This window comes from Scandinavium goeteborgense (assembly GCF_003935895.2).
Lineage (GTDB): Bacteria > Pseudomonadota > Gammaproteobacteria > Enterobacterales > Enterobacteriaceae > Scandinavium > Scandinavium goeteborgense.
Genome location: NZ_CP054058.1, coordinates 94,648 through 118,827 on the forward strand (window position 1 = coordinate 94,648; position 24,180 = coordinate 118,827).

Genomic DNA, 24,180 nt, shown 5'->3' on the forward strand with positions numbered 1-24,180 from the left:
TAGCAGAATTTTTGAGTTCCCTCGCCCCTTTGGGGAGAGGGGAGTTTTACGCCGCATCTCCACGCGTCACCGGCGCCAGTGACGCCGCCAGATGCTTCGCCTCCTGCACCAGCGAATCACGCGAGATTTCGCTAATGGATTTCGCCCCGGTCAACGTCATCGCCACTTTCATCTCTTTCTCTATCAAATTCAGCAGATGGGTCACGCCTGCGCCGCCGTGGGTCGCCAGCGCATACAGATACGCGCGGCCCAGCAGCACGCTATCCGCGCCCAGCGCAATCATCCGCACCACGTCCAGACCGTTACGAATACCGCTGTCGGCAAGAATGGCGATATCACCCTTCACCGCATCAGCAATGGCAGGCAGCGCGCGGGCGGAAGACAGCACCCCGTCGAGCTGGCGACCGCCGTGGTTAGACACCACAATGCCGTCCGCACCAAAGCGCACCGCGTCGCGTGCGTCTTCCGGGTCGAGGATCCCTTTGATCACCATCGGGCCGTCCCAAAATTCGCGGATCCACTCGAGGTCTTTCCACGAAATCGACGGATCGAAGTTATTCGCCAGCCAGCCAATGTAATCTTCCAGCCCTGTGGGTTTTCCGAGGTAGGTGGAGATATTGCCCAGGTCGTGCGGACGCCCGTTTACGCCCACGTCCCACGCCCATTGTGGATGCGTGACAGACTGCCAGTAGCGGCGCAGCGCGGCATTCGGGCCGCTCATCCCGGAGTGTGCATCGCGATAGCGCGCCCCGGGCGTTGGCATATCGACGGTAAACACCAGCGTTGAACAACCCGCCGCTTTCGCACGTTCCAGCGCATTGCGCATAAACCCGCGATCGCGCAGTACGTATAGTTGGAACCACATCGGACGCTTAATCGTCGGGGCGACTTCTTCAATCGGGCACACGGAAACCGTGGAAAGGGTGAACGGAATGCCTTTGGCATCCGCCGCACCCGCCGCCTGTACTTCACCGCGACGCGCGTACATGCCGCACAGCCCAACCGGGGCCAGCGCCACCGGCATCGACAGCGTTTCGTTAAACAGCCTGGTCTCCAGGCTGAGATCCGACATGTTCTTCAGCACCCGCTGGCGCAGCGCCACATCGGAAAGGTCGGCCACGTTACGACGCAGGGTGTGCTCGCTGTAGGCGCCACCGTCGATGTAGTGAAAAAGAAACGGCGGCAGAATGCGTTGGGCCGCGGCCCGATAGTCGCTGGCGGCTGAAATAATCATTAATGGTTCTCCCTGGAATGCTCGTTATGGTCGCCGGGAAGGCGAGTGATCCGCGCCTGGCGGGCCCTGTCTTCATCAAACTGTTTAATGGTGGTGTGGACGAAACCGAGATGCGACATCATGGCCTGGCGGGCGCCTTCGGCGTCTCCGGCGAGAATGGCGTCTAACACCGCCTGATGCTGCTCGGTCAGTCCGGCAAACACCGGCGGGACGAGATACATCCGTTGGCGGCTCTGCTTGACGGAGGATTGCAGCAGGTCGAAGAAGCCGCGCATCGTCTGCAACAGCACAACGTTGTGTGAGGCTTCGGCAATGGCGAGATGAAAGCGCACGTCGGCCTGAGAGGCTAAATCCGGGTCGTCGCTTTGCGTCGCGTCGAAACAGAGACGGATTTTTTCTTTATCGGCTTCGGTGGCTCGCAGCGCCGCGTGCCAGGCGGTGCTGGCCTCAATGGCATGCCGGGCTTCGAGAATATCGAAGCTGTAATCCGGATCGTCGGCCAGCAGGCTTTTCAGCGGCTGCACAATGTTTTGCTCCGACCACGGCTCATGCTGCCAGCGGATAAACGTCCCGCCTCCGCGACGGCTTACCAGCAGCCCTTCGCTCGCCAGTTTCGCCAGCGCTTCACGCAGTGAATTTCGCGACACGCCAAGCTGCGTGGCTAGCTGACGCTCGGCGGGCAAACGCGTGCCCGCCTCCAGCTGCTGTTCTTCAATCAACGTCCGCACACGGGTCGCAACCTCGTCTGCCAGACGCCGGGGCATCACTTTCATGGGATCATCCAGGTTAAGACGTAAGCCTGTAGCGTGGTGATCACGCCCACCATGCAGGTGAAAATCAGGCTGTGTTTGACCGTGAAGCGGAACAGGTCCGACTCTTTACCGACCAGCCCTACCGCCGCACAGGCAATGGCGATCGACTGCGGCGAAATCATCTTCCCGGTCACGCCACCGGTAGTATTCGCCGCGACCAGCAGCACGTCCGAAACGCCAATCTGCTGCGCGGCGGTGGCCTGTAGTGCGGCAAATAGCGCGTTTGAAGAGGTGTCGGAACCGGTCAGGAACACGCCCAGCCAGCCGAGGAACGGCGAGAAGAACGGGAATGCGCCGCCGGTATGCGCCAGCGCCAAGGCCAGCGTCGACGACAGGCCGGAGTAGTTAGAGATAAACGCGAACGCCAATACCATGCCGATGGAGTAAATCGGCAGGGCCAAATCCTTCAGCGTGTGGCCGAAAGTCACCACCGCATCTTTCGGCTTCATGCGCAGCCACACCACGGAAAGCAGGGCGGCAAACAGGATTGCGGAGCCGGTCGCGGAGAACCAGTCGAACTTATACACCGCCGCATACGGCGTGGCGTCGTGAACCACCGGCGGCATACGCGCGACCAGCTTGTCGAGATACGGCACCGAGACGTTAAACACCCAGTCGTACAGCGCGCCGCCCGGGGCGAACAGCGCTTTAAACGGCGGCACGCTCCATAAGGTCACGGTGGCGGTCAGGAACAGGAACGGCGACCAGGCGCGGAGCACCTGTCCGGGCGTGTATTGGGTGCGCGACAGGGTCATATCAACCTGCGACGCGCCCATGTCGGCAAAGCGGAAAATGCGCACCGGCTGCCAGCGTTTCAGGAACAGCGTCAGGCACACCAATGACACCAGCGAGGAGATAATGTCCGGCAGCTCTGGGCCGATGAAGTTGGAGCTCAGATACTGGGCAATCGCGAAGGAACCGCCTGCGACCATCACCGCAGGCCAGGTCTCTTTCACGCCGCGCCAGCCGTCCATAATCGCCATGATCCAGAACAGCACGATGATGGTCAGGAACGGCAACTGACGGCCGACCATCTGGCCGATCGCAAAGCTGTCGATACCGGTGACCTGACCCGCAACCAGAATCGGAATGCCCATCGCACCGAATGCCACCGGCGCGGTGTTAACGATCAGGCACAGGCCCGCGGCATACAGCGGGTTAAACCCAAGGCCGACCAACAGCGCGGCGGTAATCGCCACCGGTGCGCCAAAGCCTGCGGCCCCTTCCAGAAACGCGCCAAAAGAGAAGCCGACGATCAGCATTTGCAGACGCTGGTCCGGCGTTATCGATAATATCGATGATCGGATGATGTCGAATTGCCCGGTTTTCACCGAGATTTTGTAGACGAATACCGCAGCAATAATAATCCAGGCAATCGGCCACAGGCCGTAGAAGAAGCCGTACACCACGGAGGCCAGCGCGCGGTCGACCGGCATTTTATAGAACAGGAGCGCCACCGCGAGGGCGATAGCGACGGTGTAGCTCGCGGCGACGTAGCCCTTCAGCTTGAGCTTAATCAGTGCGAAGAAGAAAAAGATGATCGGTAGGGCGGCAATCAGGCTTGAGAGCCAGATGTTTCCCGCAGGGTCGTAGTTTTGTTGCCAGAGGTTCATGCAGGTCTCCAAAGAACCACTCCACGGCCACACGGGCGAGTCTTCGCTCAGCTCTGTGTCACACGCTTTGTAAAAGTGGTCCTGCCAATATTGTGATGTGAGGGTAATGCCAAGGAATGGTTAACCATATGTTGCCATCAGGCAATTCATATGTTGCATGAGATTGAGGTTATGTGAGGCGTCAGGCAGAACCAATAGGAATTGGTAGGGCCAATTTAAAGGGGGTTTAGATAATCACCCTCTCCCGGGAAGGAGAGGGCCGAGAACGGAAGAGGGATTAAAACGCGGTCTTAGAAAAACCGGTCATCTCTTGCAGTTCCATTTCGCGACCGAGGGCGGTCATCGGGTGAACAATCACCAGGCCGCGCACGGCTTTCTTGAGCTTGCCAATATCGGCCTGCTCTTTCTTAGTGATGGCGCGACGGTGCGGCAGAGCCAGCAGCTTTTGCGCTTCTTTGCTCAGCTTTTGCGTATACACGACACGCAGACGCGCGATCTCTGCTTCCAGAGTCGCTTTTTCTTTTTCAAGCTCAGCGAATTTCTCTGCTTCATCGACCAAAGAGAGGGTCGGCTGCAGGTGGCGGATAGCGTCCAGGCGGTCGCTCAGGCGTTTGATTTCGTTCTTTTCAACTTCTTTCATGGTCTGTGGCTTTTGCTAGTAAAAGAGTATCGATGCTCAATAGTATGCGCGTTGAGCGCTGTTCCTGATAGTTAATTATCGAAATTTGACGCATTACACTCAGCGAAAAAACACGATTGGCATCTCTAATCTAATGAAAATAAAAGTGATTTTGTTATGCGGATTCCCGAGTGCATTTTTTTTGCATTAAGCAGATAAAAAGGGATGTTATGTCAGGGGCTGGAGGATTACTTTTGAAAGGCTTTTTTCAAGCTGACCCGTGAAATCAGCTCGGTGAGGGAAAGGACCATCGTGGAACGCACCACCTGTTGGTAGCGCTGCTTTTGCATGGCATACAGCTCCGCGTCGCTGGTATCAAACATCGGCTGCGGCGGTAACGCGGCAACGCAATGCAGTTCGCCAAACGGGCCAAGAATCTCATCGTCGGTGAAGGCGTAATCGCTGCCGTCGTGATTGAGTTCTTCACGCAGCGCCATCAGCAGCTCGGCATCTTCGTATTCCGCACGGCTAATCACGCCGAGGCCGTAGATGAGCTTCAGACGCACAGACAGATCGCCCAGCGGCCCTTCGCCGTCCAGCAACGGTTCCACTGCGTATTTCACCGCGTAATCGTCTTTGCGGAAGACCTGAAGCACCAGCATATTCACCGCCTCGGTTAACAGTTCGACGGCGGTGATCAGGAAGCTTCGTACGGTTTTGCCAGCATTCAGACGCTCAAGCACACGGTTTTCAAAGGCTTGTGTTTGTTCCATTATTGCCTGCATATCTGACAATCTTTTGTTTGGGTGCTGCTGCAAGAGCAGCACCGGGTCCTGCATCATGCGCTCGCTGTATACGCCGCAACCGCTTGTGCGACCACATCGCTCTCAGCGTCCAGGCCGGAGACCTGCGCGAGTGCCGCCTGTGGCCCTTTCTCGTCGATAAGCGCTGCCAGTTCCAGCGCCTGGGGATCCTGCTCGCTGCGGTAGTGCATCGCAGCAGCAATCCCTTTCACCAGATTGGCGTGCGGCAGGCCGTATTCCAGCGTGCCGAGCAGCGGTTTAATCAGGCGATCGCCCGCGCTCAGTTTACGCAGCGGCTGACGGCCCACGCGCTCAACGTCATCTTTCAGATACGGGTTCTCAAAGCGACCGAGGATTTTCTGGATGTAGGCGGCGTGTTTCTCGGCATCAAAACCGTAGCGTTTAATCAGCACTGCGCCGCTCTCATCCATTGCGCCTTTCACTACCGCCCGGACCTTCTCATCGAGGATCGCATCACGGATAGTCTGATGACCCGCCAGCTTGCCGAGGTACGCGGTTATAGCATGCCCGGTGTTCAGGGTGAAGAGCTTGCGCTCGACAAATGCCATCAGGTTATCGGTTAATTCCATTCCTGGGATCGTCGGCAGGGTCCCCTTGAATTGGGTCTGGTCGACAATCCACTCGCTGAAGGTTTCCACGGTCACTTCCAGCGGGTCGTTGGTGGCGGATTCAGACGGGGGAACGATGCGGTCCACGGCGGAATCGACAAAACCAACGTGCTCAGCCACCCAGGCTTTATCTTCTTCGGCCAGCGCCGCGTCAACGTGACCTTTTAACTGGGTCGTGCCGCGCACCATGTTTTCACAGGCGATGATGTTCAGCGGGGTGTTGTTGCCCGCGGCTTTGCGTTTGGCCAGGCCTTTGGCAATCGCCGGGGCGATGCGCTCCAGAACCACCGGACCCACGGCGGTTGTCACCAGGTCAACCTGGGCAATCAACGCCACCACGTCATCGCCGATGCTGCTCACGGCATTCACGCCGGAAACAGTTTCGACCTGCTCATTCTCGCCAACCACATGCACCTGATAGCTATGACGGGCATTCAGGGCATCAAGAACTACCTGATTCACATCGGCGAACGTCAGCGTGATACCTGCATCGGCCAGCAGTTTGCCGATAAAGCCACGTCCGATATTACCTGCGCCAAAATGTAATGCTTTCATAGTGTTAACCTTCATCAATGTTTTTACCCGAGAGGGCTCGGGTGAGGGGACATCCGCGGTCCCTCACCCGAACCCTCTCCCTGCAGAAATCTGCCGAGAGAGGGAAGGAAATCTTATGCGACTTTGTTACCCGAAATCAGGGCCAGCACTTCGCCCACGCTGTTGGTGGTGGCCAGACGCTCGATGACGGATTCATCGTCCAGCGCATTGGTCAGGCTGGTGATCACGTGGATGTGTTCGTTATTACGCGCTGCGATACCAATCACCAGACGGGCAATGTCGTCCGGCTCTTCGCCGAAGCGCACGCCGTCAGGGTACTGACAGAATACCACGCCGGTTTTCAGTACACGGTCCTTCGCTTCGATGGTGCCGTGCGGTACTGCGATGGACTCACCCAGATAGGTCGGGGTCATTTTTTCGCGTTCCAGCATCGCTTCCACATATTCCGGCTCAACGTAGCCGCCTTTCACCAGTTGCTCACCGGCAAAACGGATGGCTTCTTCTTTGCTGAACGCTTTGCAGCCGAGGAAGATGTTTTCCGCGCTGAGTTTGAACAGGTGGCTGTCGTCAGCGTCAAAGCTGTCTTTCAGTCTGTCGCGCACTTTCACTTCGTTATCTTCGTGACGCTGTGCTGCCACCAGACGCTCGGTCAGGCTGGTGTACAGGCCGCTGTCGAGGAAGTTAGTCAGTGAAATGTGCTGGGCCTGTGGCACCTGGCGCATTGCACGTTCGGTCAGGTCGCGGTGAGTGATCACCAGGTCGACATCCGGCGGCAAGTTGTTGATAGCGCTGTTGGTGACAGAGATATGGCTCAGTCCGGCATCGGCCACTTTCTTACGCAGCACGCCTGCACCCATTGCGCTGGAGCCCATACCGGCATCACAGGCAACGATGATTTTACGCACGTGGCTCAGGTCGTTGGTCACGTCACCTGCGGTCAGCGGATTCGCTGCCCCTTTGGACTCGGATTTCATTTCCTGCATACGACGGTTCGCTGCTTCGATGTCGTCGTCTTCTTTCACTTTGCTGGTTTTCAGCAGGATGGCAGAGACGATGAAGGACACCGCGGTTGCCGCAACAATTGCCGCGATGTTAGCGAAGTAAGCGCCTTTCGGGGTCATTGCCAGCACCGCCAGGATGGAACCTGGGGACGCCGGAGACACCAGGCCGCCGTTCAGAATAGTCAGGGTGAACACGCCAGTCATACCGCCGAGGATAACGGCCAGGATCAGACGTGGGTTCATCAGCACGTACGGGAAGTAAATTTCGTGGATACCGCCCAGGAAGTGGATGATAGCCGCGCCGCCCGCAGACTGCTTAGCATTACCACGACCGAAGAACATGTACGCCAGCAGGACGCCCATACCCGGACCCGGGTTCGCTTCGATCAGGAAGAAGATGGATTTGCCCAGTTCATGGGACTGCTGAATACCCAGCGGCGAGAAGATACCGTGATTAATGGCGTTATTGAGGAACAGGATTTTCGCCGGTTCAACAAAGATAGACGCCAGCGGCAGCATGTCGTGAACGACCATGAAGTTAACGCCAGCCGCCAGCACTTTCGACAGCATCTCAACCGCAGGGCCAATACCGAGGAACGCCAGAATGGCGAGGATCATCCCGATGATGCCCGCGGAGAAGTTGTTCACCAGCATCTCGAAGCCGGATTTGATTTTACCGTCAACCCAGATGTCGAAGCGTTTAATCGCCCAGCCACCCAGAGGACCGGCAATCATCGCCCCGAGGAACATCGGCATATCGGCACCGACGATAACGCCCATGGTGGTAATTGCACCGACCACGCCGCCGCGGTCACCGCCAACCAGACGACCACCGGTGTAACCGATGAGCAGTGGCAGCAGATAAGTAATCATTGGCCCGACAAGTTTCGCCAGCGTTTCGTTTGGCAACCATCCTGTTGGAATAAATAACGCCGTGATAATACCCCACGCGATAAACGCGCCGATGTTCGGCATCACCATGTTGCTGAGGAAGCGACCAAAGCTTTGCACTCTGATCTTAATATCGGATGACATAAAAACACCCCTTCTTATGTTTGCTATCGCGCAGGCTAAAAGCCCGAGGTTTATTGTTAATTGGCGGCAGAGGTAGTAGCCGGACCTTGTTGATGATGCGAAATCTGGCACTGAATCGTTCAACTGTCCAGTGAACGCCCTTTGGTGTGATCTGCATCACGCTAATGTGGGGTGATGTGGCGTAATTGAAGTGATCACCATCACAAAATGGCTGTGTAAAAAAAGAACAGAGACTAAAAAATAAACCACCATCGGCTGTTAATGTGATGTTAATCACATTTTACGGCGGGCTGTTTGTTGTTGATGTGTGATTAACATCACAAAGTATTTTCATCTGCGCCCGAGCAACTGTGATCGGACGCATATTCTCAATGTGGACCCGCTGCCGCTGTAATTGAGTAACACGGTCAACGGACGGCGAGTTTACGCATTCTGTGTTATAGCAATATGACCGACTGGCGATTAATTGTTAGTTATCACTCAGGCGTTCCGCAATGGGGCGCGTGCCGATGGGCGTGTCGTAATTTCGAGGCGGCTATGTTTCTTAATTATTTTGCGTTAGGCGTGCTTATTTTCGTCTTTTTGGTGATTTTTTACGGAATCATTATTTTGCATGATATTCCTTATCTTATCGCCAAATCCCGCAATCACCCTCACGCCGATGCCATTCATGTCGCAGGCTGGGTGAGTCTGTTTACCCTGCATGTTATCTGGCCGTTTTTATGGATCTGGGCCACCCTGTACCGCCCTGAACGCGGCTGGGGAATGCAGGCGGAACACGAGTCATTGATTCAATTACAGCGCCGGGTCTCGGAGCTTGAGCAGAAACTCGCGGATACTCAACGGCCGCCTGCGGAGTAATCATCATGGATTTACTCATTATTCTGACCTACGTCGCGCTGGCCTGGGCGATATTTAAAATATTCAAAATCCCGGTGAATAAATGGACGGTGCCGACGGCCGCATTGGGCGGCGTTTTTATTGTTAGCGGGCTTATCTTATTAATGAACTATAACCACCCGTATACCGCGCAGGCGCAAAAAGCGGTGATCTCTATTCCGATCACCCCGCAGGTCACGGGCATTGTCAGCGAAGTCCCGGACCACCAAAATAAACTGATTAAAAAAGGTGAGGTGCTTTTTAAAATCGACCCCACCCGTTATCAGGCGCGGGTCAGTCGCCTGGAGGCCGATTTAGTCACGGCTATTTCCAATACCGAATCGATGAAAGGGGAGCTTACCGAGTCTATCGCCAATACCCAGCGAGTGAGCGCAGAACGTGACCGCTTATACAAAGATTACCAGCGCTATCTGCAAGGCAGTAAGGCGAGAGTGAACCCGTTTTCGGAAAGTGATATCGACAACGCCCGGCAAAATTATCTCGCCCAGGACGCGATGGTGAAATCCTCGGTGGCCGAACAGTCGCAGATTAAGAGCCAGCTCAACAGCATGGTCAACGGTGAGCAGTCGCAAATCGTCAGCCTGCGCGCGCAGCTGACCGAGGCGCGATATAACCTTGAACAAACCGTCGTGCGCGCGCCCAGCGACGGTTACGCCACACAGGTATTGATTCGCCCCGGAACCTACGCCGCCGCGTTGCCGCTGCGCCCAGTGATGGTTTTTATTCCGGAGCAAAAACGGCAAATTGTCGCGCAGTTCCGGCAGAACTCGCTGCTGCGTCTCGAGCCGGGTGACATAGCCGAAGTGGTGTTTAATGCGCTGCCAGGGCAAGTCTTCACCGGCAAACTGACCGCTATTTTACCGGTGGTGCCGGGCGGTTCGTATCAGGCGCAGGGCACGCTGCAATCGCTGACGGTCGTGCCCGGCACCGATGGCGTATTAGCGCTTATCGAGCTGGAGCCCAATGCGCTGGTGGAATCTCTACCGGACGGTATTTACGCCCAAGTGGCGGTCTATTCCGACCATTTCAGCCACGTCGCGGTGATGCGCAAAGTGCTGCTGCGCATGACCAGCTGGATGCACTATCTGTATCTCGATCATTAACCTGAATTTTTAACCCGCCTGCGCCATACTGATATTTTTGCGGAATATTGAGGGAGCAGGCGATGAAACTGATCGGCAGTTATACCAGCCCGTTTGTGCGTAAAATTTCGGTTATCCTGCTCGAAAAGGGAATAACATTCGAGTTTATCAACGAGATGCCGTACAACGCCGAAAACGGCGTGGCGAAGTACAACCCGCTCGGCAAAGTGCCGGCGCTGGTGACTGACGACGGCGAATGCTGGTCCGACTCCCCGATTATCGCCCAGTACATCGAGCTGTTGGATATTGCGCCCGCCATGGTGCCGCGAGATGCCAAAGCCGCGCTGCACATGCGCCAGCTTGAATCCCTGGCCGACGGCATCATGGATGCGGGTCTGGTGTCCGTGCGCGAGCAGGCGCGCCCGGCGGCCCAGCAGTCACCTGAGGAATTGCTGCGCCAGCGTGAAAAAATCACCCGCGCGCTGGATGCTCTGGAAGAACACGCTGCCAACGGCACGCTAAAAGCCGATGAACTGAATCTGGCCACCATCGCCGTGGCCTGCGCGGTGGGCTATCTCAATTTCCGTCGCGTTTCTCCGGGCTGGTGCGCCACGCGTCCGCATCTGGTGAAGCTGGTGGAAGCCCTGTTCCAGCGTGACAGTTTTGCCCGCACCGAACCGCCAAAAGCGTAGCGCGATCAATGACGCTCAGCGCGCAATAGCAGTACAATTCCCGCACGTTTATTCCCCTCTCCCGTCGGGAGGGGGCATACCACAGGCTTAGTCATGACCACCGAAAACCCTTCGCTGTTCAGTCAAATTCCCGCCACCGATCGCCTGTTGCGCGACCCGGCATTTTCAGAGCTTATTGATAACGCCGGGCACAGCCAGGTGGTGAATGTATTACGCCAGTTGCAGGATGAAGCCCGCGAGGGCATTCGCACTCACGGCACGCTGCCCGCATGGTGTCAGGACTGGCATCAGACGGCGGTCGCGCGGCTGAATACCGAGGCGCAAAGCCCGCTGCGCGCGGTGTTTAACCTCACCGGCACCGTATTGCACACCAATCTGGGACGCGCACTACAGGCCGACGCGGCCGTGGCGGCGGTCACGCAGGTGATGCGCGAGCCGGTGACGCTGGAATATTCTCTCGACGGCGCCGGGCGTGGGCATCGTGACAGCGCACTCGCGGAATTGCTCACACGCCTTACCGGGGCGGAAGACGCCTGCATCGTCAACAACAATGCGGCGGCGGTGCTGCTGATGCTGGCGGCGACGGCGAGCGGCAAAGAGGTGGTGGTGTCACGCGGCGAGCTGGTGGAAATCGGCGGCGCATTTCGCATCCCCGACGTCATGCGCCAGGCAGGCTGCGAACTGCGTGAAGTGGGGGCCACGAACCGCACTCACGCCCGGGATTACCGCGAAGCCATCAACGACAGCACCGGTCTGTTGATGAAAGTCCACACCAGCAACTACAGCGTGGAAGGGTTTACCAAAGCGGTCGATGAAGCTGAACTGGCCGCCATCGGGCGTGAACACGGCATTCCAGTGGTCGCGGATTTAGGCAGCGGTTCGCTGGTGGATTTAAGCCAGTATGGCTTGCCGAAAGAACCGATGCCGCAGGCGTTAGTTGCCAGCGGCGTGAGCCTGGTGAGCTTCTCCGGCGATAAGTTGCTCGGCGGCCCGCAGGCCGGGATTATCGTCGGCAAACGTGAGCTGATTGCAAAGCTGCAAAAGCACCCGCTGAAACGCGCGCTGCGGGCCGACAAAATGACTCTCGCGGCGCTCGAAGCCACACTGCGACTCTATCTGCATCCGGAAAAACTCACCCAAACGCTGCCGACGCTGCGCCAGCTGACCCGCAGTCAGGCCGACATTCGCGAACAGGGCGAACGCTTACTGGCTCCGCTTCAGGCGCACTACCCGGCGTTTACCGTACGGCTTGAGCCGTGTTTATCGCAGATTGGCAGCGGCTCGCTGCCGGTCGACCGCTTACCGTCTCAGGCGTTAACGTTCACGCCGACCGACGGGCGTGGCGCATCACTAGATGCGCTGGCCGAACGCTGGCGACGCCTCGACACGCCGGTGTTAGGGCGGATTGGCGACGGGCGTTTATGGCTCGATTTACGTTGTCTTGAAGATGAATCGCGCTTTCTGGAGAGTGTGCTGAAATGATTATTGCCACCGCCGGGCACGTTGACCACGGCAAAACCACGCTGTTGCAGGCGTTAACCGGCGTCAACGCCTCCCGTCTGCCGGAAGAAAAAGCGCGCGGAATGACGATTGATTTGGGCTACGCCTACTGGCCGCAGCCCGACGGGCGCGTGCCTGGGTTTATCGACGTACCGGGTCATGAAAAGTTTCTGGCGAACATGCTGGCGGGCGTGGGCGGCATCGATCATGCGCTGCTGGTGGTGGCCTGCGACGATGGCGTGATGGCGCAAACCCGCGAGCATCTGGCGATTTTGCAACTGACGGGTAAACCCACCTTAACCGTGGCGCTGACCAAAACCGATCGGGTAGATACTGCACGTATCGCGGAAGTTCGCCGCCAGGTTGTCGATGTTTTACGTGATTACGGCTTTGATGACGTTTCGCTGTTTGAAACCGCCGCCACGCAAATGCAGGGTATCGATGCCCTGCGAGCGCATCTTTTACAACTGGGCGAACGCCAGCACGTTGAGCATCAGCGTTTTCGTCTGGCGATTGACCGGGCGTTCACCGTCAAAGGGGCCGGGCTGGTGGTGACGGGCACCGCGCTGTCCGGCGACGTGAACGTGGGCGACACGCTGTGGCTGACGGGGGCGAATACCCCAATGCGCGTGCGCGGGCTGCACGCGCAAAATCAGCCGGTCGAACAGGCTCGTGCCGGGCAGCGTATTGCGCTGAACATCAGCGGCGATGCGCAAAAAGAGCAACTGAACCGCGGCGACTGGCTTTTGGCGCAGCAGCCACCGGCGCCGTCAGACAGGGCGATTGTCGAACTCCACAGCCACACGCCGCTGACCCAATGGCAGCCGCTGCACATTCACCATGCCGCCAGCCACAACACCGGGCGCGTCTCGCTGCTGGAAAATAATCTGGCGGAGCTGGTCTTCGACACGCCGCTGCATCTGGCGGATAACGACCGGTTGGTGCTGCGCGATATTTCTGCCCGCCTCACGCTGGCGGGGGCGCGGGTGGTCACCCTCAATCCCCCGCGTCGCGGCAAGCGAAAACCGGACTATCTGGCCTGGCTGGCGCAGCTCGCAGTGGCGGAAAATAACGGCCAGGCGCTCGATATCCATTTGCAGCGCGATGCGGTTCGCCTGAGCGAATTTGGCTGGGCGCGACAGCTCAACGACGCGGGCGTGGCGGAACTGGCTCGCCCACGCGACCTGTTAACGGCGGGTGATAACCTGCTCAGCGCCAGCCTCGCCGCACGCTGGCAGCAAAAGCTGCTCGATGCGCTGGCGGTGTATCACGATCAGCACCGCGACGAGCCGGGGCCGGGGCGCGAACGTCTGCGTCGAATTGCGCTGCCAATGGAAGACGACGCACTGGTGCTTACGCTGCTGGAGCAAATGCGCGCCTCGGGCGTTATCCACAGCCATCACGGCTGGCTGCATCTGCCGGAACACAAAGCCGGATTCACTGACGAGCAGCGCGCGCTGTGGCAAAAAGTGGAACCGCTGTTTGGTGATGAGCCGTGGTGGGTGCGCGACCTCGCGCAGCAGGCGGGTGCAGACGAACAGGTCATGCGCATGACGCTGCGTCAGGCGGCGCAACAGGGGATGATCACCGCCATCGTCAAAGACCGTTATTACCGCAACGACCGGATCGTGCAGTTCGCCGGGCTGATTCGCAGCCTCGATCAGGCGCGCGGCTCAACCTGCGCCGCTGATTTCCGCGACAGTCTCAACGTCGGGCGAAAACTGGCTATCCAGATCCTCGAATATTTCGACCGCATCGGCTTCACGCGCCGTCGCGGCAACGACCACCAGCTGCGCGATGCAATGCTGTTCCCGGCGACCGAAAACAGCAATCCGTGACCGCGCTCGTAAAGCGTTAAACGGCTGGCGAAGAAATCGCCAGCCGCGTCTACCCTTACAGGACACCTCACTGCAAGGAGACGGTAATGACCAACAATCCTCCCGCCACGGGCATTCAACCCGGCGTTTATGGTTTTCCCCTCAAGCTAAAAGCGCGTTACGACAACTTTATCGGCGGCAACTGGGTCGCACCGAGTGACGGCGAGTACTACAAAAACCTGACCCCCGTCACCGGGCAGTTGCTGTGTGAAGTCGCGTCATCCGGGCCGCGAGACATCGATCTGGCGCTGGATGCAGCGCACAAAATCAAAGACAAATGGGGGCAAACTTCTGTCCAGGACAGGGCCGCCATTCTGCTCAAAATTGCCGATCGCATGGAGCAAAATATCGAGCTCCTGGCGACGGCGGAAACCTGGGATAACGGCAAACCAATCCGCGAAACCACCGCCGCCGACGTGCCGCTGGCGATTGACCATTTCCGCTATTTCGCCTCGTGTATTCGCGCGCAGGAAGGGGGGATCAGCGAAGTCGACAGCGATACCGTGGCCTATCATTTCCACGAACCATTGGGCGTGGTCGGGCAGATAATTCCGTGGAACTTCCCGCTGCTGATGGCGAGCTGGAAAATGGCGCCAGCGCTGGCCGCCGGGAACTGCGTGATCCTCAAACCTGCCCGCCTGACGCCGCTGTCGGTATTAATGCTGATGGAAATTATCGGCGACCTGCTGCCTCCGGGCGTGGTTAACGTGGTCAACGGCGCGGGTGGTGAAATCGGCGAATATCTGGCGACCTCAAAACGCATCAACAAAGTGGCCTTTACCGGCTCGACGGAAGTCGGCCAGCAAATCATGCAGTACGCCACCCAGAACATCATTCCGGTGACGCTGGAACTCGGCGGCAAATCACCCAACATCTTCTTCGCCGACGTGATGGACGAAGAGGACGCCTACTTTGAGAAAGCGCTGGAAGGGCTGGCGTTATTTGCCTTTAACCAGGGCGAAGTTTGCACCTGCCCGAGCCGTGCGCTGGTGCATGAATCCATCTACGACCGCTTTATGGAACGGGCCATTCGCCGGGTGGAAAGCATCCGCAGCGGCAACCCACTCGACAGCGTGACGCAAATGGGCGCGCAGGTTTCCAGCGGACAAATGGACACCATCCTCAACTACATTGATATCGGTAAGAAAGAGGGCGCGGACGTGCTGACCGGCGGGCGACGCAAACTGCTCGACGGCGATCTGAAAGAGGGTTACTACCTCGAGCCGACGATCCTGTTTGGCAAAAACAACATGCGGGTGTTCCAGGAGGAGATCTTCGGCCCGGTGCTGTCCGTGACGACGTTCAAAACCATGGAAGAGGCGCTGGCGATAGCCAACGATACCCAATACGGGCTGGGCGCGGGCGTCTGGAGCCGCAACGGGAATCTGGCGTACAAAATGGGGCGCGGCATTCAGGCCGGACGCGTGTGGACCAACTGCTATCACGCCTATCCTGCCCACGCGGCGTTTGGTGGTTATAAGCAGTCAGGGATTGGCCGTGAAACCCACAAAATGATGCTCGAGCATTACCAGCAAACCAAATGTCTGCTGGTGAGTTACTCCGATAAACCGTTAGGGTTGTTCTAACGAGAAACGCCCGGCGGCACTGCGTTTGCACGGGCCTACGAGAGAATGCCCGGCGGGCCTACACATAACGCGTAGGCCCGGTAAGCATCGCGCCACCGGGCATTTCTGTTGTCTTAATGACCTGCTGACGCGGCGGCACTCGGTGCGCCGGATTTCACAAACGGCGGGCGGGTGAACCAGATAATCACGATCAACCCCATAAAGCCCCAGCCAAGCAGCCAGAAGTAATCAATCGTCGACATCATGTACGACTGCTGTTCGATGGTTTTGTCGATCAGCGCGAAGTGCTGCTGCGTCGGGCCGCCCATCTTCTGCACATAATCCACCGCCGCCGGATTGTATTGCGACACACTCTCCGCCAGGTTGGCGTGATGGAAAATTTCGCGGCGCTGCCAAATCCAGGTGGTCAGCGAGGAGGCAAACGAGCCGCCGAGCACGCGGAAGAATGTCGCCAGGCCAGAACCTTCCGCCACTTCGTTGCCCTGTAGATTCGACAGCACGATGGTTGTCAGCGGCATAAAGAAGAACGCCACCCCAATCCCCATAAACATCTGCACGCCCGCAATGGTGCGGAAATCCACATCGGTACTGAACTGCGCGCGCATCAGACAGGACGCGCCCATCGTCAGGAACGACAGCGAACACAGAATACGCAGGTCCACGCGGGTGGCGTAGCGCCCGATAATCGGCGTCATCAGCAGCGGTAAAAAGCCCATCGGCGCGGCGGCAAGCCCGGCCCAGATGGCGGTATAGCCCATCTGCGTTTGCAGCCACTGCGGCAGAATAATGTTAATGGCGAAGAACGCGGCATAACCGAGCATCAACGACAGCGTACCAATCGCAAAATTGCGGTCCTTAAACAGGCGCAGATTCACAATCGGATGCTTATCGCCCAGCTCCCACATCACAAAGGAAATCAGGCTGATGGCGGACACAATCGACATCACGATAATCGGCGTAGACGAGAACCAGTCTTCATCGTTGCCTTTATCGAGCACTACCTGCAACAGGCCCACGCCCAGCACCAGCAGCATGATCCCGATGTAGTCGATAGGCGACGACTGCGTGGTTTCTTCGCGACCGCGAAGCTGCGTCCAGACCACAATCGAGGCAAAAATCCCGATCGGCACGTTGATGTAAAAAATCCACGGCCAGGAGTAGTTATCGGTAATCCAGCCGCCGGTGATCGGCCCGACAATCGGCGCAACCACGGTCACCATCGACAGCAGCGCCAGTGCCATACTTCGCTTCATCGGCGGGAAGATAACCAACAGCAGCGTCTGACACATCGGGAACATCGGCCCGGCGCAAAAACCCTGCAGCGCGCGGAAGATAATCAGCTCCGTCATGCTGTGGGCGAAGCCGCACAGGAACGAGGTCAGGGTGAAAAACACCACCGAAGCGATGAACAGCCGAAGCTGACCAAAACGCCGGGTAAACCAGCCGGTCAGCGGCAGGGCGATGGCGTTACACACCGCAAAGGAGGTGATAACCCACGTCCCCTGATCTGAGCTCACCCCGAGGTTACCGGAAATCGTCGGCAGGGCCACGTTGGCGATGGTGGAATCCAGCACCTGCATAAACGTCGCCAGGGACAACGCCAGCGTCGCCAGGATCAGGCTCGGTGGCGTATAAGCGGCCTTAGGTTCTGACATCACTGCTCTCCTAGCGCTGCGCGGAGGCTACGGCGCTGCTGTTGTCATGCAGAATTTTGGCGACCAATTTGTCGGCGGCTTCCATCGGTGTGTTGTACACGTCGGTGGTAAAGCGCGGCTCGCTGACGGTTTTTTGCGGCAGAAGATGGCCGTCGAGGTCACGAATATCGACCTGCACGTTCATCGACAAACCAATGCGCAGCGGATGCTTTTGCATGTCATGCTCGTCGAGCGCAATGCGCACCGGCAGGCGCTGCACAATCTTGATCCAGTTCCCGCTGGCGTTCTGCGCAGGCAGCAGCGAGAACGCACTGCCGGTCCCAATCCCCAGGCTTTCGATCGTGCCGTGATACTGCACGTCGTCGCCGTACAGATCGGCATTCAGCGTCACTTTCTGGCCGAGGCGCATATCCTGCATCTGGCTCTCTTTAAAGTTGGCATCGACCCACACCTCTTTCAGCGGAACGATCGACAGCAGTGTGGTGCCGGACGTCACTCGCATCCCGAGCTGCACCGCGCGTTTCGCCACATAGCCGCTCACCGGGGCCACAATGGTGCTGCGGGAGTTGTCCAGGTAGCGCAGGCGCAGGGTTGCGGCGGCGGTTTTAATTTCCGGATGGCTGTCGATCACCGTGTCATCGACCATCGCCTGATTGGTTTTCAACGCCTGTTGAGCGGCGGTTAAATCGCTCTGCGCGCTGGTAACCGCATCGCGATAGTGGGACAGCTCTTCCGCCGCAATCGCGCCAGTGGCGAAGATTTTCTGTCGACGGTTATAGTCATTTTGCGCGGTTTGCAGCGCGACTTTTTTGGCTGCTACCTGCGCACGATAGTTATCGGCCGTGCTGTACAAACCGCGAACCTGACGCACGGTGCTGGCGAGGTCGGCTTCGGCCTGCTGCAAGGCAATCTCGGTATCGCTCGGGTCAAGCAGAACCAGCGGCTGGCCTTTCTGCACGAAGTCGCCTTCATCGACCGTCACCTGAGTGACCGTCCCGGCAATCTGCGGGGTCAGCGTGACCTGGTTACCGTTGACGTAGGCGTCGTCGGTTGACTCATAAAAACGGGAATACAGCAGATACCACGCCAGGCAGCCTGCGGCGGCCAGGATCAGGATCAGCAATAAAATGGCGAAATTGCGTTTGCGTTTGCTGGGACGTGGGGTCGTGTCCGGAGCGGTGTTTTCCATAGTGATAAAGGCCTTTGGCTTGTGCTTAGCGATGGGGAGCCGTGAATTCGTCCGGCAGCATTTTGATAAGAATGTCTTTCAGCTGTTGAGACTCTTCGGGCGTCAGACGGGCCGTTAAATCAGCCATGATGGTGTTAAGTGCTTCATTCTGAAACGTTTCACACAGGGTTTGGCTTTTCTCCGTCAGGGCCAGGATCACCTGACGTTTGTCCTGCGGATTAGGATGACGTTCAATCAGGTCGTGCTTGACCATCCTTTCCACCATGCGGCTCATGGCGCCGGTATCCATCTGCAAACTCTTGCAGATTTCTGCCGGGCTGATGTTCCCTTTAAAGATATTAATCAGCACCTTAAATTGCGGCGCGGTCACCCCGGCACCGGAAAAATAGTGACTGATAAGCTGGTCTTTGAACTGGTTTGCCAGATGGAAAAGCAAACCCAGATGCAGGTTTTTGTCGGAGGTCGCTGTTGCGGATGTCATGATAGCTGCCTGGTCAGTAATTAAATTAATGATTACTGCCAGGTCAACTATTGTCAATAAATGTCAGTGTAAAGCACACAGATTGACAAACACCGCACCGCTCCCGTTTTGCGTGCACGGCTGTAGAACTTCCTGTCGCTTGCATCACCCATCAACTTTATTGCGTAGCCTCTTCCCGAATGACAATTCACTGCCTGCTCAGGAGCCTGACGTGCGATATCGTGATGTCTGTAACTGATGCGGTGTGTATGGTGTGTATAATTGTCGAGGGAAGATAATGTGACCAGTGCGGAAGTGATAGGGATTCTGAAAAAAAACGGCTGGATTGAGAAGCGCACCAGGGGAAGTCATCATCAATTCTGTCATCCCGAACGGCCTGGGCTGGTCACGGTTCCCCATCCGAAAAAAGACATCAAGCCTGGAACGCTAATGCAAATCTGGCGTCAAGCAGGGCTCAAACACTAAATTTCAGGAGCGACCATGTTTTATCCCGCTTATATCCATTCTGACGCCGACGGAAGCGCCAGCGGCTTTTTCCCTGATGTTCCCGGTTGCTATTTTGCGGGGGATTCTCTCGACGCGGCGTTTCAGGATGCCCGAAGCGCACTGACGGCCCATTTCGAGACGTTGTGTGAGATGCAGGACGTCATCCCGAATCCTGACGCGGTTGAACATCACCTTGAGCGGCAGCCGGAGGATTTCAGCGGCGGGCAGTGGCTGCTGGTGGATATCAATATGAATCAATTTGACGGACGAGCAGAGCGGATCAACATCACCCTGCCACGGCGACTACTCGCAAAAATTGATGGCTTTGTTCTCGAACATCCGCGATTCAGCAACCGCAGCGCATTTCTCGCCGAAGCCGCACGCCGGGTGCTGCTGGGGTGAACATGAGGTTTTGTAGGCCCGGCAAGCCTGCGCCGCCGGGCAAGAAAGTAGGGTAGGCAATGTCAAACTATCGACGCAACTATATCAACGGCGGTACGTGGTTCTTCACCGTCACTCTCAAGGACAGGCACAGCGACCTGTTGGTACGTGAGATTGCGTTGTTAAGGGCAGCGATTGCGCAGGTCAAACGACGTAAACCCTTTCACATTGATGCCTGGGTGGTCCTTCCCGAACATATGCATTGTCTCTGGACATTACCGGAAGATGATTGTGATTTTTCTGGCCGTTGGCGGGATATCAAAAAGAGGTTTACCCGTGATTTAGGCGTGTGTGGGAAATGGCAGCCTCGTTTTTGGGAGCACACCATCCGCGACGAACAGGATTACTGCCGACATAGGGATTACATCTACATCAACCCGTTAAAGCATGGGCTGGTGAAGCAGGTGCAGGCGTGGCCGTTTTCCACATTTCATCGTGACGTGCATCGCGGGATTTATCCGTTGAACTGGACGGGAGACGTTGGCGAGTTAAATGCCGGAGAGCGGGGGTAACTGCCCGGCGGCGCTGACGCTGGCCGGGCCTACGAAAATGCGGTTTGGGATATGCGTCCATTGGGTTTGTAGGCCCGGCAAGCCTGCGCCGCCGGGCGTGGCGCAATCACCCCTCATTCACCCAGATCCGCATTTCGCCTTCGCCGCGGTTGGCCCAGCAGAACCACGGGATAAAGGTCAGCGTCTGGGTCTGGCGAGTGGCGGGCGAGCGATCGTAATGCCAGAGCGATTGCTGCTCCGGTTTGGCGGAGGTCTGTTTTACGCCTTCGGCCTGAATCAGCACTTTGTGGGCGAACAAGCCTTTGCCGTCAAACGCAGTGAACGTGGCGTTTTCTGGCAGCCACAGGTTATGCAGTTCCTCACCGTTGTCTGCTTGTTCGAGGCAGTACACCAACGGACCGCGCTGAATCGCGACTTTTCCGGCGACGTGGCGCACCAGCGGGTTGCCGTAGACGCGGCGAACCGGCATCGGGAACGTGAGCGTCAGGGTGTCGCCTTCCAGCCAGCGGCGGTTGATGTGCAGATAGCCTTTGCGGGCTTCGCTCGTCACCAGCACGCCGTTGAGTGAAACCTGCGGCGCGTCGCACCAGTCCGGAAGACGCAGCGCCAGCGTATGCTGCACTGGCTGGGCAGAGTCGATGGCGATGGTGACTTTTTCCTGCCACGGAAATTCCCCGCTGATTCGCAGACGCAGCGTTTCGTCGCCGACCGCGATTTCAGCGCTATTGCCGACATACAGGTTGATGTATAGCGCATCTTCGCGCGGCGTGTAGATGTAATGCCCCAGCGACGTCAGCACGCGGGCGATATTCGGTGGGCAACAGGCGCAGCCGAACCAGCGTTGGCGGACGGGCTTCACGTGGTCGTAGATGTGATTGAAATTCAGCGACTTCGGATGCACTTCCAGCGGATTCACGTAGAAGAAGTGCTTCCCGTCCAGGGCCATGCCGCCGAGCACGGTGTTATACAGCGCGCGCTCCATCACGTCGGCATATTGACTGTCGGCCTCCATCTCCAGCATCCGTCGGGCGAACATCATCAGGCCAATGGAGGCACAGCTTTCGGCGTACACCGTGTCATTGGGTAGGTCGTAATCGCAGCTGAACGCTTCGCCGCTGCTCTGGGAGCCAATCCCGCCGGTGATATACAGTTGGCGCTGAGCCATGTTGTTCCACAGACGCAGGCAATCCTCGCGCTTCGCTTCGTCATTGCTGAGCCGCGCCAGGTGTGCCACGCCAGTCATCAGGTACACAAAACGCACCGCGTGACCGATGGCCGTCGGTTGTTCTGCCAGCGGCTGATGCGCCTGGCTGTAGGCTTTATCTTTCACCATCCACGCCGGACCATGAGTATTCCAGTACGAGGTTTTTCCGCGTTTTTCGTACTCGATATCGTAGTAATGTGGTTGCGTTCCCCGCTGTTCGACGAAGTAATTCACGAGATGCAGATAGCGCGGTTCCTGCGTGACCTCGAACAGCCGCATCAGCGCCAGTTCAATTTCCGGATGCCCAGGATAACCGTGCAGCTGGTTTTCACCGGGGCCAAAAACGTGGTCAATGTGGTCGGCGAGTTTGCACACCACGTCCAACAGGCGGCGCTTGCCGGTGGCCTGGAAGAAGGCCACGCCGGCTTCAATCATATGTCCGGCACAATACAGCTCGTGGCATTCCGCGAGGTTAGTCCAGCGTTCCTCTGGCGCTTTGACGGTGAAGTAAGTGTTGAGATAGCCGTCTTCGCACTGGGCGGCCGCAACCAGTTCAATTACCTCATCGGCGGTCTTTTCCAGCTCGCTATCCGGCTTCTGGCACAGCGACCAGGCCACCGCTTCCAGCCATTTTGCGACGTCGCTGTCCTGAAACACCATCCCGTAAAACTCACCCTGCGAATGCCCGGCGGCGATACGGAAATTCTCTATGGCGTGGCTTGGATCGGCTTCTGCAATCCTGTCATTCAGCGCATCCCACTGATAGGGAATAACCACGTCACGCACCAGTTGCTGGTACTGACCGAGAAACGGGTCGCTGACTTTGAGCTTATGCAGGTCGACTTCCATCACAGACATAACGTTCTCCTTAAGACTGAACATGGCGCACACGCAGGTCGGTGGCGATGCGCGACATCATAGGGTTATTGAGTTTGCAGGTGCGCAGAGTGAAGGCCAGCAGCAGGTGGAACACCGCAGGCAGCAGCGTTTCCATGGCGGTCATGCCGTGTAGCGAGGCCGCGGTCTGGTTCCCGGCGCCGGGTTGATAGGCGACGAAGATAAATACCAGGCTGACAATCCCCGCGCTGGACGCCCAGGCGAGCTTGATGCAGAACAGGTTAAAGGCGAAGTTCATGCCGGATGAACGCACGCCGGTTTTCCATTCGCCGTAGTCGTCGGCGAAGGCCATCAGCCCGAAGTGCAGCGGCAGGGTGAAGCCCAGAATGATGCCGTTACCGAGAATGACGACCAGCCACAGCGTCTGCCACGCCGGGCCGACGGGCAGGAACCACATCGCTACCGCTAACACGGCCAAAACCAGGTTGGTGTAATAGTAAAGTTTCACCGTATCGACGCGTTTCGTCAGTGGATTGACGAGGATCGAGCCAAGAATGGACGCGAATGTCACCATCGTAAAAAACAGCGAGGTATACGCGGTGCTGCCTTGTAACACATAGGTGATGAAGTACATGTAGCCGCCACCGCGGATGTTAAACACGTTAATCAGCAGGAAGGACATCACCAGCATCAGCAGCAACTGGTCATTTTTACGCAGCCCGGCAACGTGCTGGCGGAGCGTAAACTGGCCCATGGTGCCCAGCGGCACGCGCTCGCGCACCCAGAAGAAGCAGCACAGGAACATCACCACCGCCACCGTACACAGAATGCTGACGCCCATCTGCCAGCCGTGCGCGACGTTGCCTTTGCCAAGCACCGACACCAGCCACGGCAGCCCGACGGAGACCAAAAAGCCCGCCACGCCGCACAGCACAAAGCGCCAGGACTGGCAGGCCAGCACTTCGGAATGACGCGTGGTCATGGTGTTGATCAGCGCGCAGTACGGTACGTTGATGGCGGTATAGCTCACCGAAAGCAGCAGATAAGTGCCGAACGCCCAGAGAATTTTCATGTTCATGCTGACATCCGGCACGGTGAACGTCAGCACGCCGATGAGGCCAATCGGCACCGCAATCCACAACTGCCATGGGCGAAAGCGCCCCCAGCGGCTTTGGGTACGGTCGGCGATGACGCCCATTATCGGGTCCGAAATGGCGTCAAAGACGCGCAGGGCGATGAACAATGTCCCGACCAGCGCGGGAGTCAGGCCGAAAACGTCGGTATAGAAAAAGGTCAAAAAGTTCATGATCAGACAGGTGATGACGGTGCCACCGGCATCGCCCAGCCCGTAACCGATTTTCTCTCGCGTCGACAGCGCCTCGTTGGCGGTTTGTTGTGCGAGTTCGGTTTGCGTAATCGGAGCAGAAGTCATTGAAA

Annotated in this window: 21 protein-coding genes; 9 read left to right on the forward strand and 12 right to left on the reverse strand. The window is 57.6% G+C overall.

Annotation, left to right across the window (positions count from 1 at the left end):
- Positions 1 to 46 precede the first annotated feature (46 nt).
- The 7 genes from lldD to A8O29_RS01245 all read right to left on the reverse strand — a co-directional run bounded on the left by lldD (position 47) and on the right by A8O29_RS01245 (position 8,301).
- The gene (gene lldD / locus A8O29_RS01215) at positions 47 to 1,234 is read right to left on the reverse strand and encodes an FMN-dependent L-lactate dehydrogenase LldD (protein WP_174081202.1); all 1,188 of its coding nucleotides are present in this window, start codon (positions 1,232 to 1,234) and stop codon (positions 47 to 49) included.
- Positions 1,234 to 2,007 carry a transcriptional regulator LldR gene (gene lldR / locus A8O29_RS01220; protein ID WP_133461555.1) on the reverse strand — a complete coding sequence of 258 codons (774 nt, stop codon included), beginning with the start codon at positions 2,005 to 2,007 and terminating at the stop codon, positions 1,234 to 1,236. Before lldR ends, lldD begins: the two co-directional genes overlap by 1 nt.
- A complete protein-coding gene (lldP, locus tag A8O29_RS01225) occupies positions 2,004 to 3,659 on the reverse strand; it encodes an L-lactate permease (protein WP_125354681.1) in 1,656 nt (551 codons plus the stop codon). Before lldP ends, lldR begins: the two co-directional genes overlap by 4 nt.
- 277 nt (positions 3,660 to 3,936) lie before the next feature.
- Positions 3,937 to 4,299, reverse strand: a complete 363-nt coding sequence (locus A8O29_RS01230) for a YibL family ribosome-associated protein (protein ID WP_110510300.1) — start codon at positions 4,297 to 4,299, stop codon at positions 3,937 to 3,939.
- Positions 4,300 to 4,526: 227 nt separating this feature from the next.
- A complete protein-coding gene (gene mtlR, locus A8O29_RS01235) occupies positions 4,527 to 5,117 on the reverse strand; it encodes a mannitol operon repressor MtlR (RefSeq protein WP_125354702.1) in 591 nt (196 codons plus the stop codon).
- Complete coding sequence (mtlD, locus tag A8O29_RS01240; protein ID WP_455431390.1) at positions 5,117 to 6,265, reverse strand: mannitol-1-phosphate 5-dehydrogenase; 1,149 nt, start codon at positions 6,263 to 6,265, stop codon at positions 5,117 to 5,119. Before mtlD ends, mtlR begins: the two co-directional genes overlap by 1 nt.
- 113 nt (positions 6,266 to 6,378) lie before the next feature.
- Positions 6,379 to 8,301, reverse strand: coding sequence for a PTS mannitol transporter subunit IICBA (locus A8O29_RS01245; RefSeq protein WP_125354682.1), 1,923 nt, complete (start codon positions 8,299 to 8,301; stop codon positions 6,379 to 6,381).
- Between the two features lie 537 nt (positions 8,302 to 8,838).
- On the opposite strand from A8O29_RS01245, the gene A8O29_RS01250 reads away from it, so the two are divergent.
- The 6 genes from A8O29_RS01250 (at position 8,839) to exaC (ending at position 15,938) form a co-directional block, all read left to right on the forward strand.
- On the forward strand, positions 8,839 to 9,162 hold the full coding sequence (locus A8O29_RS01250; RefSeq protein WP_110510296.1) for a DUF3302 domain-containing protein: 324 nt from the start codon (positions 8,839 to 8,841) through the stop codon (positions 9,160 to 9,162).
- 5 nt (positions 9,163 to 9,167) lie between these two features.
- The gene (locus A8O29_RS01255) at positions 9,168 to 10,304 is read left to right on the forward strand and encodes an HlyD family secretion protein (protein ID WP_125354683.1); all 1,137 of its coding nucleotides are present in this window, start codon (positions 9,168 to 9,170) and stop codon (positions 10,302 to 10,304) included.
- A 62-nt stretch (positions 10,305 to 10,366) separates the two neighbouring features.
- Positions 10,367 to 10,975, forward strand: a complete 609-nt coding sequence (locus tag A8O29_RS01260; RefSeq protein WP_125354684.1) for a glutathione S-transferase — start codon at positions 10,367 to 10,369, stop codon at positions 10,973 to 10,975.
- Positions 10,976 to 11,068: 93 nt separating this feature from the next.
- Entirely contained in the window at positions 11,069 to 12,457 is a 1,389-nt protein-coding gene (gene selA, locus A8O29_RS01265) for an L-seryl-tRNA(Sec) selenium transferase (protein WP_125354685.1), read from the forward strand.
- Positions 12,454 to 14,313: a selenocysteine-specific translation elongation factor gene (gene selB, locus A8O29_RS01270; RefSeq protein WP_125354686.1), complete on the forward strand. Its 1,860-nt coding sequence runs from the start codon at positions 12,454 to 12,456 to the stop codon at positions 14,311 to 14,313. Before selA ends, selB begins: the two co-directional genes overlap by 4 nt.
- An 86-nt stretch (positions 14,314 to 14,399) precedes the next feature.
- On the forward strand, positions 14,400 to 15,938 hold the full coding sequence (gene exaC, locus A8O29_RS01275) for an acetaldehyde dehydrogenase ExaC (RefSeq protein WP_125354687.1): 1,539 nt from the start codon (positions 14,400 to 14,402) through the stop codon (positions 15,936 to 15,938).
- A 113-nt stretch (positions 15,939 to 16,051) separates the two neighbouring features.
- Here exaC and A8O29_RS01280 read toward each other — a convergent pair whose 3' ends face one another.
- From A8O29_RS01280 to A8O29_RS01290, 3 genes are read right to left on the reverse strand one after another with little or no spacing between them, the layout of a single operon-like run.
- The gene (locus A8O29_RS01280; RefSeq protein WP_125354688.1) at positions 16,052 to 17,593 is read right to left on the reverse strand and encodes a DHA2 family efflux MFS transporter permease subunit; all 1,542 of its coding nucleotides are present in this window, start codon (positions 17,591 to 17,593) and stop codon (positions 16,052 to 16,054) included.
- 10 nt (positions 17,594 to 17,603) lie between these two features.
- Positions 17,604 to 18,782 carry an HlyD/EmrA/EmrK family protein gene (locus tag A8O29_RS01285; RefSeq protein ID WP_125354689.1) on the reverse strand — a complete coding sequence of 393 codons (1,179 nt, stop codon included), beginning with the start codon at positions 18,780 to 18,782 and terminating at the stop codon, positions 17,604 to 17,606.
- Positions 18,783 to 18,807: 25 nt separating this feature from the next.
- Positions 18,808 to 19,263 (reverse strand): MarR family transcriptional regulator, encoded by a 456-nt coding sequence (locus A8O29_RS01290; protein WP_125354690.1) that lies wholly within the window; start codon positions 19,261 to 19,263, stop codon positions 18,808 to 18,810.
- A gap of 279 nt (positions 19,264 to 19,542) precedes the next feature.
- Between A8O29_RS01290 and A8O29_RS01295 the strand changes: the two genes are divergently transcribed.
- Genes A8O29_RS01295 through A8O29_RS01305 form a run of 3 tightly spaced genes read left to right on the forward strand, consistent with a single transcriptional unit; the run spans position 19,543 to position 20,702 of the window.
- Complete coding sequence (locus tag A8O29_RS01295) at positions 19,543 to 19,728, forward strand: type II toxin-antitoxin system HicA family toxin (RefSeq protein ID WP_125354691.1); 186 nt, start codon at positions 19,543 to 19,545, stop codon at positions 19,726 to 19,728.
- 15 nt (positions 19,729 to 19,743) lie between these two features.
- Positions 19,744 to 20,151, forward strand: coding sequence for a type II toxin-antitoxin system HicB family antitoxin (locus tag A8O29_RS01300; protein WP_125354692.1), 408 nt, complete (start codon positions 19,744 to 19,746; stop codon positions 20,149 to 20,151).
- Positions 20,152 to 20,210: 59 nt separating this feature from the next.
- A complete protein-coding gene (locus A8O29_RS01305) occupies positions 20,211 to 20,702 on the forward strand; it encodes an REP-associated tyrosine transposase (RefSeq protein ID WP_125354693.1) in 492 nt (163 codons plus the stop codon).
- A 106-nt stretch (positions 20,703 to 20,808) separates the two neighbouring features.
- On the opposite strand, the gene A8O29_RS01310 is transcribed toward A8O29_RS01305, so the two are convergent.
- Both A8O29_RS01310 and A8O29_RS01315 read right to left on the reverse strand, forming a co-directional pair.
- Positions 20,809 to 22,764: a glycoside hydrolase family 127 protein gene (locus A8O29_RS01310; protein ID WP_125354694.1), complete on the reverse strand. Its 1,956-nt coding sequence runs from the start codon at positions 22,762 to 22,764 to the stop codon at positions 20,809 to 20,811.
- 10 nt (positions 22,765 to 22,774) lie between these two features.
- Complete coding sequence (locus A8O29_RS01315; protein ID WP_125354695.1) at positions 22,775 to 24,175, reverse strand: MFS transporter; 1,401 nt, start codon at positions 24,173 to 24,175, stop codon at positions 22,775 to 22,777.
- Positions 24,176 to 24,180 lie beyond the last annotated feature (5 nt).